At 67.6% G+C, this 16,350-nt stretch carries 14 protein-coding genes; 8 read left to right on the forward strand and 6 right to left on the reverse strand.

Translation table 11 applies throughout. From position 1 onward, the window contains the following. Positions 1-203 precede the first annotated feature (203 nt). On the forward strand, positions 204-620 hold the full coding sequence (locus CFB50_RS24895) for a DUF3995 domain-containing protein (RefSeq protein ID WP_089432585.1): 417 nt from the start codon (positions 204-206) through the stop codon (positions 618-620). 9 nt (positions 621-629) lie between these two features. Here the strand turns inward: CFB50_RS24895 and CFB50_RS24900 are convergent, their stop codons facing one another. After that, positions 630-1,217 (reverse strand): RNA 2'-phosphotransferase, encoded by a 588-nt coding sequence (locus CFB50_RS24900; protein ID WP_069251415.1) that lies wholly within the window; start codon positions 1,215-1,217, stop codon positions 630-632. 601 nt (positions 1,218-1,818) lie between these two features. Here CFB50_RS24900 and CFB50_RS24910 point away from each other — a divergent pair. The 4 genes from CFB50_RS24910 (at position 1,819) to CFB50_RS24925 (ending at position 7,670) form a co-directional block, all read left to right on the forward strand. Further along, positions 1,819-2,556, forward strand: a complete 738-nt coding sequence (locus CFB50_RS24910; protein WP_039356908.1) for a gluconate 2-dehydrogenase subunit 3 family protein — start codon at positions 1,819-1,821, stop codon at positions 2,554-2,556. Next, entirely contained in the window at positions 2,556-4,334 is a 1,779-nt protein-coding gene (locus CFB50_RS24915; RefSeq protein ID WP_069251417.1) for a GMC family oxidoreductase, read from the forward strand. Before CFB50_RS24910 ends, CFB50_RS24915 begins: the two co-directional genes overlap by 1 nt. Then, positions 4,331-5,743 carry a c-type cytochrome gene (locus CFB50_RS24920; protein ID WP_089447500.1) on the forward strand — a complete coding sequence of 471 codons (1,413 nt, stop codon included), beginning with the start codon at positions 4,331-4,333 and terminating at the stop codon, positions 5,741-5,743. Before CFB50_RS24915 ends, CFB50_RS24920 begins: the two co-directional genes overlap by 4 nt. A 208-nt stretch (positions 5,744-5,951) precedes the next feature. Continuing rightward, positions 5,952-7,670, forward strand: a complete 1,719-nt coding sequence (locus CFB50_RS24925) for a cation:proton antiporter domain-containing protein (protein ID WP_069251419.1) — start codon at positions 5,952-5,954, stop codon at positions 7,668-7,670. Between the two features lie 75 nt (positions 7,671-7,745). Here the strand turns inward: CFB50_RS24925 and CFB50_RS24930 are convergent, their stop codons facing one another. The 4 genes from CFB50_RS24930 to CFB50_RS24945 all read right to left on the reverse strand — a co-directional run bounded on the left by CFB50_RS24930 (position 7,746) and on the right by CFB50_RS24945 (position 12,389). Continuing rightward, positions 7,746-8,510 (reverse strand): SDR family oxidoreductase, encoded by a 765-nt coding sequence (locus CFB50_RS24930; protein WP_069251420.1) that lies wholly within the window; start codon positions 8,508-8,510, stop codon positions 7,746-7,748. A 19-nt stretch (positions 8,511-8,529) separates the two neighbouring features. Beyond that, positions 8,530-9,525 carry an arabinose ABC transporter substrate-binding protein gene (locus CFB50_RS24935; RefSeq protein WP_089447501.1) on the reverse strand — a complete coding sequence of 332 codons (996 nt, stop codon included), beginning with the start codon at positions 9,523-9,525 and terminating at the stop codon, positions 8,530-8,532. 210 nt (positions 9,526-9,735) lie between these two features. After that, the gene (locus CFB50_RS24940) at positions 9,736-11,634 is read right to left on the reverse strand and encodes a peptidoglycan D,D-transpeptidase FtsI family protein (RefSeq protein WP_089447502.1); all 1,899 of its coding nucleotides are present in this window, start codon (positions 11,632-11,634) and stop codon (positions 9,736-9,738) included. A 410-nt stretch (positions 11,635-12,044) separates the two neighbouring features. Further along, complete coding sequence (locus tag CFB50_RS24945; protein WP_069251422.1) at positions 12,045-12,389, reverse strand: DUF3564 family protein; 345 nt, start codon at positions 12,387-12,389, stop codon at positions 12,045-12,047. A 651-nt stretch (positions 12,390-13,040) separates the two neighbouring features. Between CFB50_RS24945 and CFB50_RS24950 the strand changes: the two genes are divergently transcribed. Beyond that, positions 13,041-14,252: an SDR family oxidoreductase gene (locus CFB50_RS24950; RefSeq protein WP_089447503.1), complete on the forward strand. Its 1,212-nt coding sequence runs from the start codon at positions 13,041-13,043 to the stop codon at positions 14,250-14,252. A gap of 55 nt (positions 14,253-14,307) precedes the next feature. Here CFB50_RS24950 and hpaR read toward each other — a convergent pair whose 3' ends face one another. Continuing rightward, positions 14,308-14,748, reverse strand: coding sequence for a homoprotocatechuate degradation operon regulator HpaR (hpaR, locus tag CFB50_RS24955; RefSeq protein ID WP_039356885.1), 441 nt, complete (start codon positions 14,746-14,748; stop codon positions 14,308-14,310). A 151-nt stretch (positions 14,749-14,899) separates the two neighbouring features. On the opposite strand from hpaR, the gene CFB50_RS24960 reads away from it, so the two are divergent. Next, entirely contained in the window at positions 14,900-15,589 is a 690-nt protein-coding gene (locus CFB50_RS24960; RefSeq protein ID WP_089447504.1) for a fumarylacetoacetate hydrolase family protein, read from the forward strand. Continuing rightward, positions 15,586-16,350, forward strand: a complete 765-nt coding sequence (locus CFB50_RS24965; protein ID WP_089447505.1) for a fumarylacetoacetate hydrolase family protein — start codon at positions 15,586-15,588, stop codon at positions 16,348-16,350. Before CFB50_RS24960 ends, CFB50_RS24965 begins: the two co-directional genes overlap by 4 nt.

Consider the following 16,350-nt stretch of genomic DNA (forward strand, 5'->3'; position numbering starts at 1 on the left):
CCGGGTCGCGTGCACCGGCGCGCGCACTGCATCGCAACATGCGCTGCCGCGGGTGACGGGTGGCGGGTTGCGACCGGCGGTCGCAATGCACGTGTTGCCGGGTTTCGGTATCGTCACGTGTGTCGCGGACCGAGGCCGCGTGCCGGAACGCTGCCGGCAACACATCGAGATAACGAGACAACGACACGAGGACATTGACCGACATGACCGGAGCGTATTTCAGCGTGCCGACGCTTTGCGCAATCGCGCTCGTTCACGTCTACTGGGCGTTGGGCGGGCGGCGCGGCAAGGGGGCCGCCATTCCGGAGCAGGACGGCGAGCCGCTATTGCGGCCGACCGCCATCGGCACGCTCGCGGTCGCGGTGGCGTTGCTGGGCGGCGCCTGCGTGGTTGCCGCGCGTGCCGGCTGGCTGGGGCCGAACGCGTATCCCGGCACGATCTCGTTCGCGGTCGTTGCGTTCGCACTGATCTTCGCGGTGCGGGCCGTCGGCGATTTCCGTTACGTCGGCTTCTTCAAGCGGATTCGCGGGTCGCGTTTCGCACGCATGGACACGCTGTATTACTCGCCGCTTTGCGCGGCGCTGGCGCTGTCCATCGCGTCGATGTTCTGGCCGTGGTGAGCGCGCGTCTCAGCGCGCGGGCCCGTCCATCTCTTTGAGGAATTCCGCCGGCACGGTGTCGGTCAGCCATACGCCGTTTTCCGCGACGAAGAACGTGTGGCCTTGCCGATGCATGCGCTGCGCATCGACCTCGAGTATCACGGGCACGCCGTAGCGCGTGCCGACGGCCAGCGCCGTCCGGATGTCCGGCGACAGATGCACGTGATGACGGGCGCCGGGTTTCAGCCCTTGCGCCCGAATCGAATCCAGGAAGCGCGTCGCCGTGCCGTGATACAGGCGCTCGGGCGGCTGCGCGGCCGGATAGCGGCGTTGCACGACGGGCGTCGAATGGCCTTGTACCGCACGGATGCGGCGGCCGTCGTCGGAGAGGGCGAAGCGCTGCTTGTCGTTCGTCGCGCAGACGGTTTCGAGCGTCGCACGATCGAGGCGGTGCCCGTGGCGAGCAGCGCCGGTAATCAGTTCGTCGATGTCGGCCCAGCCTTCCGGGTCGAGTTGCAGCCCGATCGACTGCGGCGCGTGGCGCAGCAGGTAGCTGAGCATTCGGCTGATGCCGGTCGCGTCGGTCGCCGGCAGTTCATTCTTCTTGTGTGGTTTCATGAGACGCGGAGGCTACCAGAGCACCGCGCAAAAGGGCACTCCCGGGTACCCCGCGTGGCTGGAAAGAGACAACTTCGGCGCCGCTCGCCACACAACCATCCTCTACGTGACGCCCCGCATCAGTCGGGAATCACGCGATTCTTGTCGGTTCCGACTCCCGGATTTTTCAATTGTTGCGATTTTCGATGCATTGAATTGCATTGATACGACACTCAATGGAACCGGTTCCATCTATAATTCGCGGCACTTGTCGCCGGACCCGAAAGAGGGTCGTGCACGTCGCGCTTGCTGTCGGCAAACGCGGCGTCTAAGTTGAATGAGGGTCATGAGCGATGAAGGGCAGATGCAGGCAGATGCCGGTATTTGTCAGACGATAAGGCTCGCAAAGAAGCCGATCCGTGCAGCGCGACCTGAATTGGCGCGATGCGCGACTGCATGAAGGCGCTGTCGTGCTCGGCACGGGCGGCGCCTGCAGCGAGGTTGTTCGCAACAGACGAAAGAACAGGACGGCCAGCCGCATGCGGCATGGCTGCCATACCGGACATGCCGCATGCGGAGTGCGCGCGTCCGGGCCCCGAGCCCCAACGATCAACATCCGACCATGTCCACGCCACCTGACAAACCCAACTCGCGCCGCCGTTTCCTGCGCACGTCGGTCGCGCTCGTGCCGATCGCGTCGGTCGCCGGCTGCGACCTGCGTTCGTCGTCGCCTTCCGCGACGACCGGCAACGCGCCCGGTGCATCGGCCAACGCCGAACGCGCTCCGTACAAGCCGACCTTCTTCGATGCGAAGGAATGGGCGTTCGTCCAGGCCGCCGTCGACCGGCTGATTCCGGCCGACGCCGAAGGTCCCGGCGCGCTCGAATCGGGCGTGCCCGAATTCATCGACCGCCAGATGGAGACGCCGTATGCGCACGGCGCCACCTGGTATATGCAGGGCCCGTTCCAGCAAGGCGTGCCCGAGCTCGGCTACCAGCTGAAGCTGGTGCCGCGCGACATCTACCGGCTCGGCATCGCGGCGGTCAACCGTTATTGCGAGAAGACCCACGGCAAGGCGTTCGCGGATCTCGACGCGCCGACGCGCGACACCGTGCTCGGCGCGCTGGAGAAGGGCGGTGCGCAGATCGACGACGTGCCGCCCGGCGTGTTCTTCGGTCAGTTGCTGCAGAACACGCGCGAAGGGTACTTCTGCGATCCGGTGCATGGCGGCAATCACGACATGGCCGCGTGGAAGATGATCGGCTTTCCGGGCGCGCGCGCGGACTTCATGGATTTCGTCAACCAGAACGGCAAGTCGTATCCGTACGGCCCCGTCTCGATCAACGGGGAGCGCAGCTGATGGCCGCAGAGAAAAAACCGCATGTCGATGCGGTGATCGTCGGCTTCGGCTGGACCGGCGCGATTCTCGCGAAGGAACTGACCGAAGCGGGCCTGAACGTCGTCGCGCTCGAGCGCGGCGAGTATCGCGACACCTATCCGGACGGCGCGTATCCGAACACGATCGACGAGCTGACCTACAACATCCGCAAGAAGCTGTTCCTCGACCTGTCGAAGACGACCGTGTCGATCCGTCATGGCCTGCAGGACACCGCGCTGCCGTACCGGCAGCTGGCCGCGTTCCTGCCGGGCGAAGGCGTCGGCGGCGCGGGGCTGCACTGGTCGGGCGTGCATTTCCGGATCACGCCGGAAGAGCTGCGCCTGCGCAGCCACTATGAAGAGCGCTACGGCAAGAAGTTCATCCCCGAAGGGATGACGATCCAGGACACGGGCGTGACCTACGAGGAGCTCGAGCCGCATTTCGACTTCGCCGAGAAGGTGTTCGGCACGTCGGGGCAGGCGTACAAGGTTGGCGGCAAGGTGGTCGGCGACGGCAACGTGTTCGAAGCGAACCGCAGCGACAACTTCCCGCTGCCCGCGCAGCTCAATACCTATTCGGCGCAGCGCTTCTCCGATGCGGCGAAGTCGCTCGGCCTGCATCCGTACCGGCTGCCGTCGGCGAACACGTCGGGCCCGTACACCAACCCGTACGGCGTGCAGATGGGCCCGTGCAACTTCTGCGGCTACTGCAGCGGCTACGCGTGCTACATGTACTCGAAGGCGTCGCCGAACCTGAACATCCTGCCCGCGCTGAAGCAGGCGCCGAACTTCGAGCTGCGCTCGAAGTGCCACGTGCTGCGCGTCGACCTCGACGATACGAAGAAGCGCGCGACGGGCGTGACCTACGTCGACCCGGCCGGGCGCGAAGTGCACCAGCCGGCCGATCTCGTGATCGTGGCCGCGTTCCAGTATCACAACGTGCACCTGCTGCTGCTGTCGGGCATCGGCAAGCCGTACGACCCGATCTCGGGCGAAGGCGTCGTGGGCCGCAATTTCGCGTATCAGAACCTGTCGACGATCAAGGCGTACTTCGACAAGGACACCTACACGAATCCGTTCATCGGCGCGGGCGGCAACGGCGTCGCGGTGGACGATTTCAACGCGGACAACTTCGACCACGGCCCGCTCGGCTTCGTCGGCGGCTCGCCGCTGTGGGTGAACCAGGCCGGCGTGAAGCCGATCAGCGGCATCGCGACGCCGCCCGGTACGCCGCAGTGGGGCTCGGCGTGGAAGAAGGCGGTCAAGGACAACTATGCGCACACGATCTCGATGGACGCGCACGGCACCAACATGTCGTACCGCGACGTGTATCTCGACCTCGATCCGACCTATCGCGATTCGTACGGCCAGCCGCTGTTGCGGATGACCTTCGACTGGAAGGACAACGACATCAAGATGGCGCAGTACGTGACCGGGCAGATGAAGAAGATCGCGGAAGCAATGGGGCCGAAGGCGATTGGCGTATCGACGCGCGAATTCGGCAAACACTTCGACTCGCGCCAGTACCAGACGACCCACCTCGTCGGCGGCGCGATCATGGGCACCGACCCGAAGACGAGCGTGCTGAACCGCTACCTGCAGTGCTGGGACGTGCACAACGTGTTCGTGATGGGCGCATCGGCGCTGCCGCAGGGCATCGGCTACAACCCGACCGGGATCATCGCGGCGCTGGCCTACTGGTCGGCCCGTGCGATCCGCGAGCAATACCTGAAAAATCCCGCCCCGCTGGTGACCGTATGAAGAGGACGATGAACCACAACGTCGCGCGCCGGATGACGCGCGCGCTGGCGGCCGGTGCGGCCTGGGCCGCGTTCGGCTTCGCGGGCACGGCGGCATTGGCGCAGCCGGCAGCGCCCGCGGCGGCTTCCGGCCCGGCGGCCGCACCCGCGGCCCCATCCGCCGACGCGGCCCTGATCAAGCGCGGCGAATACCTCGCGCGGGCAGGCGACTGCATCGCATGTCACACCGCGAGCGGCGGCAAGCCGTTCGCGGGCGGGCTGAAATTCGACACGCCGATCGGCGGGATCTACTCGACGAACATCACGCCGGACCCGAAAACGGGCCTGGGCGGCTGGACCGTCGAGGACTTCACGCGTGCCGTGCGCGAAGGCGTGCGCAAGAACGGCGACACGATGTACCCGGCGATGCCGTTCCCGTCCTATGCGCGCCTGACCGACGACGACATGAAGGCGCTGTATGCGTACTTCATGCACGGCGTCGCGCCGGTCGAGCACGAGAACCGCGCGGTCGACATCGTGTGGCCGTTGTCGATGCGCTGGCCGCTCGGGATCTGGCGCAAGATGTTCGCGCCGACGCCGAAGCCGTTCGACGCGGCGCCGTACACCGATCCGGTGGTCGCGCGCGGTGCGTATCTCGTGCAGGGTCTCGGCCACTGCGGCGCATGCCATACGCCGCGCGCGCCGACCATGCAGGAGCGCGGGCTGACCGACGCGGACGGCCCGGACTTCCTGGCCGGCGGCGCGGCGATCGACGGCTGGGTGCCGACGAGCCTGCGCGGCGAGCCGCGCACGGGCCTCGGCACGTGGACGGAAACCGAGATCGTGCAGTTCCTGAAGACGGGCCGCACGTTGCGCACGGCCGCGTTCGGCGGGATGACGGACGTGGTCGGCCACAGCATGCAGCACATGACCGACGATGATCTGAACGCGATCGCGCGCTACCTGAAGACGCTGCCGCCGCGCGTGCAGGGCGAGCAGCCGCACGTGTACGACGCGGCCGCCGCGAAGGCGCTGCAGACCGGCGACGCGAGCAAGCCGGGCGCGGCCGTCTATCGCGACAACTGCATGGCCTGCCACCGCAGCGACGGCCACGGCTACACGCGCGTGTTCCCGGCGCTCGCCGGCAACCCGGTCGTGCAGGGTGACGATCCGACCTCGCTGATCCACGTCGTGCTGGAAGGCAGCGCGCTGCAGGGGACGCGCACCGCGCCGTCGACGTTCACGATGCCGCCGTTCGGCTGGCGCCTGTCGGACCAGGAAGTCGCGGACGTGTCCAACTTCGTGCGCACGAGCTGGGGCAACACGGGTGCTGCCGTGACGGCCGCGCAGGTCGCGAAGGTGCGCAAGAGCGTGCCGTCGACCCGGCCCGAAGCGCCGCCGGGCGCACGGTTCCCGCAAGCGTCGCGTTGACGGGGCGGCGGGGCGCCAGCCCCGCCTGTCCGATGGGCTTCAGGGCGCCGCCGCATCCGCGCGGCGCCTTTCTTTTCGCCGGGGTTGCACCCCGCAAAGGCGCGCCACCGCGTGAATTTTTCGCGGCGGCGCGCCATTTTTCCGCCTCATCCCTTATCCTTTCATTCTTGAACCTTACTAAATAGTTACAAGAACTTCGGGAGGGGGGATGCCTCATGACGTCAGCCTGATTGCGTTGCTCGCGGCCGGTTTCGGTCTCGCGATGGTCTTCGGTTATTTCGCGTCGCTGTTGAAAATGCCGCCGCTCGTCGGCTATCTGCTCGCCGGGATCGTGATCGGCCCCGGCACGCCCGGCTTCGTCGGCGACCTGTCGCTCGCGCAGCAGCTCGCCGAAGTCGGCGTGATGCTGCTGATGTTCGGCGTCGGCCTGCATTTCTCGCTCGGCGATCTGCTCGCGGTGCGCAAGATCGCACTGCCGGGCGCGATCGTCCAGATTACGGTGGCCACGCTGCTGGGCGGCGGGCTCGCGCTCACCTGGGGCTGGAGCGTTGGCGCGGCGCTCGTGTTCGGGCTCGCGCTGTCGGTCGCGAGCACGGTGGTGCTGCTGCGTGCGCTCGAAGGGCGCGGGCTGGTCGAGACGGTCAACGGGCGCATCGCGGTCGGCTGGCTCGTCGTCGAGGATCTCGTGATGGTGCTCGTGCTGGTGCTGCTGCCGCCCGTCGCGGGGCTGCTCGGCGGTACGCCGCCCGGCGACGCGCATGCGGCCGGCGGCAGCGTGTGGGGCACGCTCGGCGTCACGATGCTGAAGGTCGCGGCGTTCATCGCGTTGATGCTGGTGGTCGGCAAGCGCGTGTTTCCGCGCATTCTGTGGCTCGTCGCGCGCACGGGTTCACGCGAATTGTTCACGCTTTGCATGATTGCCGCGGCGGTCGGCATCGCGTTCGGCGCGGCGAAGCTGTTCGACGTGTCGTTCGCGCTCGGCGCTTTCTTCGCCGGGATGATGATGCGCGAGTCGGAGTTCAGCCGGCGCGCGGCCGACGAGACGCTGCCGCTGCGCGACGCGTTCTCGGTGCTGTTCTTCATTTCGGTCGGGATGCTGTTCGACCCGAAGATCCTGCTCGCGGAGCCGCTGCACGTGATCGAGGTCGCGGCGATCGTGGTGATCGGCAAGACGCTCGCGGCGGTCGCGCTCGTGATCGCGTTCCGCTATCCGCTGAATACCGCGCTGACGGTCGGCGCGGGTCTCGCGCAGATCGGCGAGTTCTCGTTCATCCTCGCCGGGCTCGGCCGTGCGCTCGGGCTGCTGTCGGCCGAGGGGCAGAGCCTGATTCTGGCCGTCGCGCTGATCTCGATCGCGATGAACACGCTGCTGTTCGCGATGATCGATCCGGCGCTCGCGTGGATTCGCAAGCATTCGGCGTTCGCGCGCAAGCTCGAGGCGCGCGACGATCCGCTCGCCGCGCTGCCGATGTCGACGCCGCAGACGCACCTGACGGGGCAGGTCGTGATCGTCGGCTACGGCAAGGTCGGTACGCGCATCGCGCACGCGCTGGACGAGCGCGGCATCGCGTATGTCGTCGTCGAGCAGAATCGCGAGCTCGTCGAGAAGCTGCGTGAAGAAGGTGTGGCGGCCGTGTCGGGCGACGCGATCGAGCCGATCGTGCTCGTGCAGGCGCATATCGCGCGTGCCGGGATGCTGGTCGTCACGCTACCTGACGTGTTCGACGTGCGGCAGATCGTCGAGATCTCGCGCACCTTGAATCCGGCGCTCGAGGTCGTGCTGTGCACGAACAGCGGCGACGAGGCCGCGCTGCTGTCGAACGAGGGCATCGGCACCGTGTTCATGGGCGAGACCGAGCTCGCGCGCGGAATGACCGAGCACGTGCTCGGCAGGATGACGAAGCCGGCTGCGGCCGCTGCGCATTGACGGCGCGCGGCATCGCGCCGCGTGCCGGGCGGGGCGCGGCGGCCCGGGCGGCCGCCGGCCCTGCGTGCTTCCGTTTCAGTAGAACGTCTCCAGCGTCAATTCCTGCGCCATCACGCGATTGCCGGCCAGCAGGCCGCCATCGACGGGCAGCGCCACACCGGTGATGATCCGCGCAGCCGGCGAGCACAGGAACAGCGCGGCCTGCGCGACGTCGTCGGGTGTCGCGAAATCGTCGAGCGGATACCACTTCCTCAACGCCTCGAACACCTGCGGGTTGCGCGCCACACGTGCTTCCCACGCGGGTGTCTTCACGGTGCCAGGCAGCACGATGTTCGCGCGCACGCCGTCGCGGCCGAATTCGATCGCGAGCGATTTCGTGTAGCTGATCAGCCCGGCCTTCGCCGCGCTGTACGCCGGATGCCCGAGCGCATGCACGCCGTTGACCGAACCGATGATCGCGATCGCACCGCGCCCGCGCGCCCGCATGCCGGGCAGCACGGCTTCGACGCTCACGTAGGTGGCTGTCAGGTTCGCGTCGAGATCCGTGCGCCAGGTGGCGGGCGTCGTGTCGCGCAGCGTGGTCGACGCCGCCGTGCCCGCGTTCGCGACGAGCACGTCGACCGGCGGCTGCGATTCGAGCAGCGAACGCAGCTGCTCGACGTCGGTCAGGTCGTCGACGACCGGCGTCGCGTGCGCGTCGTCGAGCGTATCGAGGAAGCGGTCGAGCGCCGCGCGGTCGCGATCGAGCGCGAGCACGCGGTCGCCCGCGGCGAGGAAGGTGCGGCACAGCGCCTGGCCGATGCCGCCGGCGGCGCCCGTCACGAGGGTGGTGCGTGTCATGTCGGCTCCTTGTACCGGCTCACAGGCCGAGCGCGGCGCGCGCCTGCTTTTCGTTGTCACGCGTGATCAGCGTGCCGGACGTCAGCACGAGCGGCGGCGGCGCCTGGTTCTTCGTGATCCAGTCGACCATGTTGATGCTCGTCTGGTAGCCGTGCTGGCGCGGATTCAGCAGGATCGAGCCGTAGAAACCCGTCGGTTTCGGCTTCGCGAATTCGTTGAGCGCGACCTGGCTGCCGTTGATGCCGACCGCGACCATCGCGTCGGCGCCGATGCCGCGCCCCTCGGCGGCGCGCACCGCGCCGACCGTCGTGTCGTCGTTCGAGCCGAATGCGACCCAGCGCTTGAAATTCGCATGCTTGGTGAGCGCGATGTTCGCCGCGTTGAACGCGCCTTCAGTGTCGGCCGTCATTTCGGGTGCGTCGATCACGTTCGCGGCCGGGAAGCCGGCGGCCTTGAGCGCGTCCGCCGCGCCGGTCGTGCGCTCTTTCGCGGTCGGCAACTGGTCGTATGCGATCCGGATGATGCCGACCTCGGCCGGATTCCAGCCGCGCCGCTTCGTCTCGTTCGCGATCGCCTGGCCGACCTGCTGGCCGATCTTGTACGCGGAGATGCCCATGTGCGGCACGCCCTGGAGCGGCGCGCCGCGGCCGTCGACGAGTTGGTCGTCGACCGACATCAGCTTGATCCCCGCGCGCTTCGCCTTCGCGGCGATGCCGGGGCCGAGCTTCACGTCGGGGGCGCAGATGATCACGCCCTGTGCCTTTTGCGCGGCGAGGCTGTCGAGCGCGGTCGACACCTTTTCGCCGCTCGGCGTCGCGATCCTGATCAGCGTGAAGTGCCGTTCCTTCGCCGCCTGCTCGGCGAAGCGCCATTCGTCCTGGAACCACGGATCGTCCGGCTGTTTGACGAGGAAGCCGATTTTCACGTCGGCGGGGTCGGCGGCATGGGCGGGCGCCCCGACGACCAGTGCCGCGCTCGCGATGGCCAGTGCGAGCGTCTTCCAGTGGAATCGCATGCGTCTCTCTCCTTTGTTGTAGTCGCGCACGCGGGCAGGGCTGCCCGACGCGCGCAAAAAAATTGTAGGAGGAGGCAGCGGGAACGCTCAAATGATGCGCGGCGTTCCTAGAAAGTGGGACGGTGCCCGATGGCGGGGAAGTGTGAGGCGGCGACGAGGTTGTCGGGGTGCGACGCGCCGGGGGGCGGCGCGTCGCTCGGGCTGGGTCGATTACCCCGCCGCCGTGTTTGCCTGCGCTGGTGTTCTCGACGGCGCGGCAGTCTTCAGCGATGCGGCGGTTTTCGGCGCAGCGGCTGTCCTGGCCGGCGTCGCCGCCGCTTTCGGTGCCGCCACCGTCTTCTGCGGCGCAACGGCTTTCGCCGGCGGGTTTTTCTCGGGCTCGACCGGTGCGTCGGGCGGCACGCCGAGCAACTGCAGCGAGCCGCTCGTGACCGACGCGAACACCGGGCCGGCCACCGTGCCGCCGTAATAGCCCTTGCCGCGCGGCTCGTCGATCATCACCGCGACGATCAGGCGCGGGTTGCTCATCGGCGCCATCCCGGCGAACAGCGCGCGGTACTTGCCCTTCGCATAGGTTGCGCCGACCTGCTTGCGCGCGGTACCCGTCTTGCCGCCGATCCGGTAGCCGTCGACGCGCGCGCGGCGCCCCGTGCCGCCTTCGCCGACCGCCATTTCGAGCATCGAACGGATCGCCGCGGCCGTTTGCGGCGACGTCACGCGGTGGCCGCGATGCGCGTCGATCGTTTGCTGGTCGGTGCCGTTCTTCAGCAGCGACACTGGGTGCAGCGTGCCGTCGCCCGCATAGGCCGTGTAGGTCTGCGCGATCTGCAGCAGCGACATCGACAGGCCGTAGCCGTATGCCATCGTCGCCTGCTCGATCGGCCGCCAGCGCTTGTAGCCGCGCAGCCGGCCCGACGCGACGCCCGGGAACGTGAGTTCCGGCGCGCGGCCGATCCCGTATTCCTGGTATTTGTTCCAGATCGTTTCGGCGGGCAGGTTCAGCGCGAGCTTCGCGAGCGCGACGTTGCTCGACTTCTGCAACGCCTGCGACACCGTCAGCGACCCGTGATTCGACGTGTCGTGGATCACGGCCGGGCCGATCTTGTAGGTGCCCGGCGACGTGTTGATGATCGTGTTCGGCGTGACCTTGCGCTCGTCGATCGACAGCGCGACGACGAGCGGCTTGATCGTCGAGCCCGGCTCGAACGTGTCGATCACCGCGCGGTTGCGCAACTGCTGGCCGGTGAGGCGGGCGCGGTCGTTCGGGTCGAAGGTCGGATAGTTCGCGAGCGCGAGGATCTCGCCGTTCTGCGCGTCGAGCACCACGACGCTGCCGGCCACAGCGTTGTTCTCGACCACGGCCGCCTTGAGCTGGCTGAACGCGAGCTGCTGGATGCGGCGGTCGATCGTCAGTTCGATCGTGGCGCCGTGCTGCGCCGGGACGAGCGGGCGCGTGTCCGACACGATGCGGCCGAGCCGGTCGCGGATCACCTCGCGCTGCCCGGACGTGCCCACCAGGCGCGCATTCGCGGCGAGTTCGACGCCTTCCTGGCCCTTGTCCTCGACGTTCGTGAAGCCGACCACGTGCGCGGCCGATTCGCCTTCCGGGTAGAAACGCTTCGAATCGGCGATCTGCGTGACGCCGTCGATCGCGAGCTTGTCGAGCTTGCCCGCGGTGTCCGCGTCGACCTGCCGCTTGAGCAGCACGAACGTCTTGTCGTTGCCGAGGCGCCGCTTGACCTCGACGAGCGGCATGTCGAGCAGCTTCGAGATCTGCGGGTAGTCGGTGTCGGCGACCTGTTTCGGGTTCGCCCAGATTTCATAGGTCGACAGGCTGACGGCGAGCATCGCGCCGTTGCGGTCGACGATGCGCCCGCGCGTCGCGTCGAGCTCGATCGTGCGCTGGTAGCGTTTCTGACCCTGGCCGACGTAGAACTCCTTGTTCGCGACCTGCACCCAGAAGGCGCGGCCGATCAGCGCGGCGAACGCGAGGAACACGATGATCACGATCAGCTTCGAGCGCCACATCGGCAGGCGTGACGCAAGCATCGGATTCTTGGTCGCGGCCGCGTACGGATCGGCGGGGTGGGTCTTCTTTTTCACGCTCATGCAATGGCCGGGTCGGGCCGCCCGAGGGCGGCGAGTCAGTCTGAATAATGGGATTGTAATAAATGAGTAAACGCCGTGTGGGGAAAGTATGTTCCGGCCCCGAGAAAAAGCGGGTATCGGCGCGCTGACACAGAGCGGAAAAGGCGCGCGGGAAGCGCCATTTCACGGAAGCAGCGGACGATGAAAGGCCGGCGATTCGCGACGTGTAAATCGGAGGACGGGCGATTTCAGGTCCGGATCGATGCCGATCCTCGCCGGTGGGCGATCAATTGATCGGCTCGCGGTTATTTCTTTAAACCGCAAAATGAAAAGCGCCCCGAAACGGGGCGCCGTTAATGCTGAATATCGAAATAAATATCGCTGAAACCGGAATAAACCAGAAAACCGCAGACGAATTACATCGATAATTTCTATCGGTCAACGGAAATGAATTCCCGGTATTCCGGCTCACTCGTGCAGCGGTCGACAGCCTGCAGTCGCCACGCGGCGGGGTGATTGCCGGCGAGCACCGCGGGGCCCTGTTCGCGCTGCGTCGCATCGAACGACAGTCCCTTCAACTGGCACACGGCATTCCCGCTGTCGGCCGCGCAGAGCGCCATTGCGCCCTCGACGTCGCGGACCTTGCCCCAGGTCGGGAGATCCATGCCTTGGTGTGCTTCGCGCGACCACAGCCCCTCGTCGGTATCGACCCACAGTACCGCGAAGGCGTTCCGGGTTGCCGATTCGCTGCCATTAATCCGAATGGTGAGGCGCATTGTGATCGTCTCCTATAAAAATGACGCGTTCGACCGTTTTGACTTGATCAGTCTAGATAGACTGGTGTGAAACGCAAGTGATAATCCGCAATAAATTCATATTGAGTCCATTTCGATTTCAGATGGAACGACGTCTGATGATGCATGGTTATTCCGGTAGCGTGCGCAAACCCGTGCGTACCGGCGATCGCGGTGCCGAGGGGGGCCGGGCCGATCATCGAGACATGGGATGACATGGCCGCGAGGCGCGTCGATCTGTCGCGTGCGGCCGGCTGCGGAAACCGGGCCGATCCGAGGCGGTACCGCACCGCCGAAAAGCGGCCCGACTGGAGGTTGCGGCGTCTTGACGGCGCGCCCGGGACGACAGACTCCGACAATCCCATACAAATCGGCACACTTTCACGAAACTTTCGGGACAGACTTGCCTGCGGTCGGGCCCCACACTGGGATCTTCCCGATCCAGTGCCGCGGACGCCCGTCCTCGGCGGCTGCCGCCGCCTCGTGCCAGAGACGCGATCGACGCGATCGCGGGCCGCACGCCCGATCGGGACTGCCGGGGCGCGCGTCAGGCCCCGGCCCGGCCGGTGAGCCGTGCGCAGCCCGCAACCGCGGGCGTCGCGCCGCCCGGCCGACTCTTCGAAGGAGACTATCGTGCTGATCTGGAAAACCGCGTTGTCGCTCAACTGGCGGACGAGCCTCGTGTCGCCGGCCAGCGCACCGGTCGCGGCGGCGAACGTCGGGCGGCTGGTGCTGACCGGCGCAACCGGCTTCATCGGCAGTACCGTACTGACGGCGCTCGTCAATGCGGGGCTGCTCGACCGCATCGTCTGCGTCGTGCGTGCGCAGGATCGCGGCCACGCCGTCGCGCGGCTGCGCGAAGCGGCGCTGCGCGCGGGGCTGGCGCCGTACTGGGCGTCGCGCCTGACCGATGCGAACGTGATCGTCGGTGCGCTCGGCGACGTGTGGCAGGGCGCCGACGCGCCGCGCCTCGCCGCCGCGACGCACGTGATTCATTGCGCAGGCCATGCGTCGCCGGCCGACGGCGCGCACCTGCGGGCCGACATCGCCGATGCGGTGCGCTTCGCCGAACGCTTCGCACGGGCGCCGCGCCTGCAGCGCTTCGTGTACGTCGGCACGGCCTATGCGCATGCGGGCCGCGGCGGGATCGTGCAGGAAGAAGCCGCGGCCGATGCGGCGAACGATGTCGCGCGCGACGAAGAAGGCTTGCCGGGTGCGGTGCTCGCGGCGGACTACCTGCATGCGAAGGCCGAGACCGAGCAGCGCCTGCGGGCGCTCGGGCTGCCGCTTGTCGTGGTGCGGCCGTCGCATGTGGTCGGCCACACGGTGCTCGGTACGCGGCCCGCGCCGAATTCGTTCTGGATGTTCCGGCTCGCGCATGCCGCGCGCCGCTTCACCGCGCGGCCGATGACGCGCATCGACATCGTGTCGGTGGACGACGTGGCGCGTGCGACGATGCTGCTGGCCGTCAAGCCGACGCTCGCGCACGACCTGTATCACGTGTCGGCCGGCGACGAGGCGCCGCAGGTCGCGCAGATCGTGCGTGCGATGGACGAGGCGGCGGGCATGACGGGCGCGCCGCGCTATGCGGCGTGTGCGCCGGCCGAGTTGCCGCTCGTGGTGCGCGATGTGCTGGGGCGGACCGATCCGGCACTCGAACGCGTGATCGGCCGGGCACTGCAGCGCTGCGGGGAATTCGCGACGGTCGATCGCGTGTTCGACAACCGCCGCGTGCGCGACGAAATCGATTTCGAGCCGTTGCCGTTCATCGATTACGTCGAGGAATGCATGCGCACGTCGCGCGGCGTGGCCGTGACCGAGCTGATCCGCGGCACGGTGCACTGACCGCCCGCGCCGCACGGGCGCCCGTTCCCGCGGTTGGCGGGAACGGGCGCCGTTTTCACGTGTTGCCGCCGAGCTCGATGAGCCGGTCGAGCGCGCGATAGATGTCTTCGAGGCCGTCCTGGCCGAACCGCGATTCGAGCTGCCGGTACTGCTCGTCGATCCGCGGACCGATTTCCGTGACCAGTTTCCTGCTTTGCGGCGTCAGGCTGACCAACAGCCGGCGCTGATCCTCCTGCGCGCGCGTGCGCGTGATCAGGCCGTCGCGCTCCATCCGTTCCAGCACGCCCGTGAGACTCGGGCTCAGGATGCAGCAGCGTCGCGCGATCTGTCCCGCTTCGAGCGCCTGCGCCGGTTCGCCGTCGAGCACGCGGATGATCCGCCATTGCTGTTCGGTCAGCGCGAATTCCTTGAGAATGGGGCGAAACAGACCCATCAGCGTTTCGCGGGCCTCGAGCAGCAGCATGGCCAGGTTGCGGTGGTCGAGCGTACGGTTCATCGGGGAGGGCAGAGGACGGGACGCATCAATCTTAACAGCCGCGGGGAGTGAATTTCGCATATCAGGGTAATCGAGGTTGCCAGCGTTCGATTGTTTACTTAAGATATTAACTATTGACGATGCGCCGCGACGCGCGGCAGGGGAATGACGCATGGAGCTGTCTTGCACGACCGCCGCGGCGCCGCCGTTGCCGGTCGCCATCGGTACCGTCTACGGTGCGCTGCTCAACGAGCGCGCGGCGCTCGACGCGCTCGGCGATGCCGTGAACGCACCGCCTTACGGGCGCCCGCCACAGGCGCCGATCCTGTACATCAAGCCCGCCAATACGCATGCGGGCGACGGCGCGGCCGTCGTCGTGCCGGCCGGTGTCGACGCGCTGGAGATCGGTGCGTCGGTGGCCGTCGTGTTCGCCCGCCGCGCGACGCGCGTGCCGGCCGCGCAGGCGCTCGACTACCTTCACGGCTTCGCGCTCGCGAGCGACGTGTCGGTGCCGCATCCCGATTACTACCGTCCGGCCGTGCGCTTCAAGTGCCGCGATGGTTTCTGCCCGCTGGGCCCGGCCATCGTGCCGGTTGCCGCGCTGGACGATGTCGACGCGATCGGCCTGACCGTGCGGATCGACGGCGAGGTGGCCGTGTCCGCCTCGACGGCCACGCTGATTCGCCCAGTGCGCGAGTTGATCGCCGACGTGACGGCCTTCATGTCGTTCGACGCGGGCGACGTCCTGCTGCTCGGCGTTGCCGGCGGCGCCCCGCGCGCTCGCGCGGGCAGCACGATCGAGATTTCGGCCGCCGGCATCGGCACGTTGCGGCACACGCTGATTGCGGAGGAAGCACGATGAAGACGGCGCGCGTGATCTACAACGGCGCACTGCATGCGGCCGAACCGGCCGGCGACGGTGCGATCCGCCTCGATACGGGGCGAATCGTCGCGGAAGAGGTGGTTGAATGGCTGCCGCCCGTCGCGTCGCGCACGACGTTCGCGCTCGGCCTCAACTACGCCGACCACGCGAAGGAGCTCGCGTTCAAGGCGCCGAGCGAGCCGCTGATCTTCCTGAAGGGACCGAACACGTTCATCGGCCACCGGTCGCGCACCGTGCGCCCGGCGGATGCCACCCACATGCATTACGAGTGCGAGCTGGCCGTCGTGATCGGCCGGCCCGCGCGCAACGTGAGCCGCGCGCAGGCGCTCGACTACGTGGCCGGTTACACGGTCGCGAACGATTACGCGATCCGCGACTATCTCGAGAACTACTACCGCCCGAACCTGCGCGTGAAGAACCGCGACACCTGCACGCCGCTCGGGCCGTGGTTCGTGAGCCGCGACGAGATCGGCGACGCGGGCGACCTGACGCTGCGCACGACGGTGAACGGCCAGGAGACGCAGCGCGGCAGCACGCGCGACATGATCTTCGACGTGCCGGCGCTGATCGAACACATCAGCGGCTTCATGACGCTCTCGCCGGGCGACCTGATCCTGACCGGCACGCCCGAGGGGCTGGCGGACACGAAGCCGGGCGACGAGGTCGTCACCGAGATCGAAGGGATTGGCCGGCTCGTGAACACGATCGTCGGCGAAGCAGACTACTATCGCGCCGGCTGA

Origin of the sequence: Burkholderia sp. AU33423 (genome assembly GCF_002223135.1) — a bacterium.
Lineage (GTDB): Bacteria > Pseudomonadota > Gammaproteobacteria > Burkholderiales > Burkholderiaceae > Burkholderia > Burkholderia lata_D.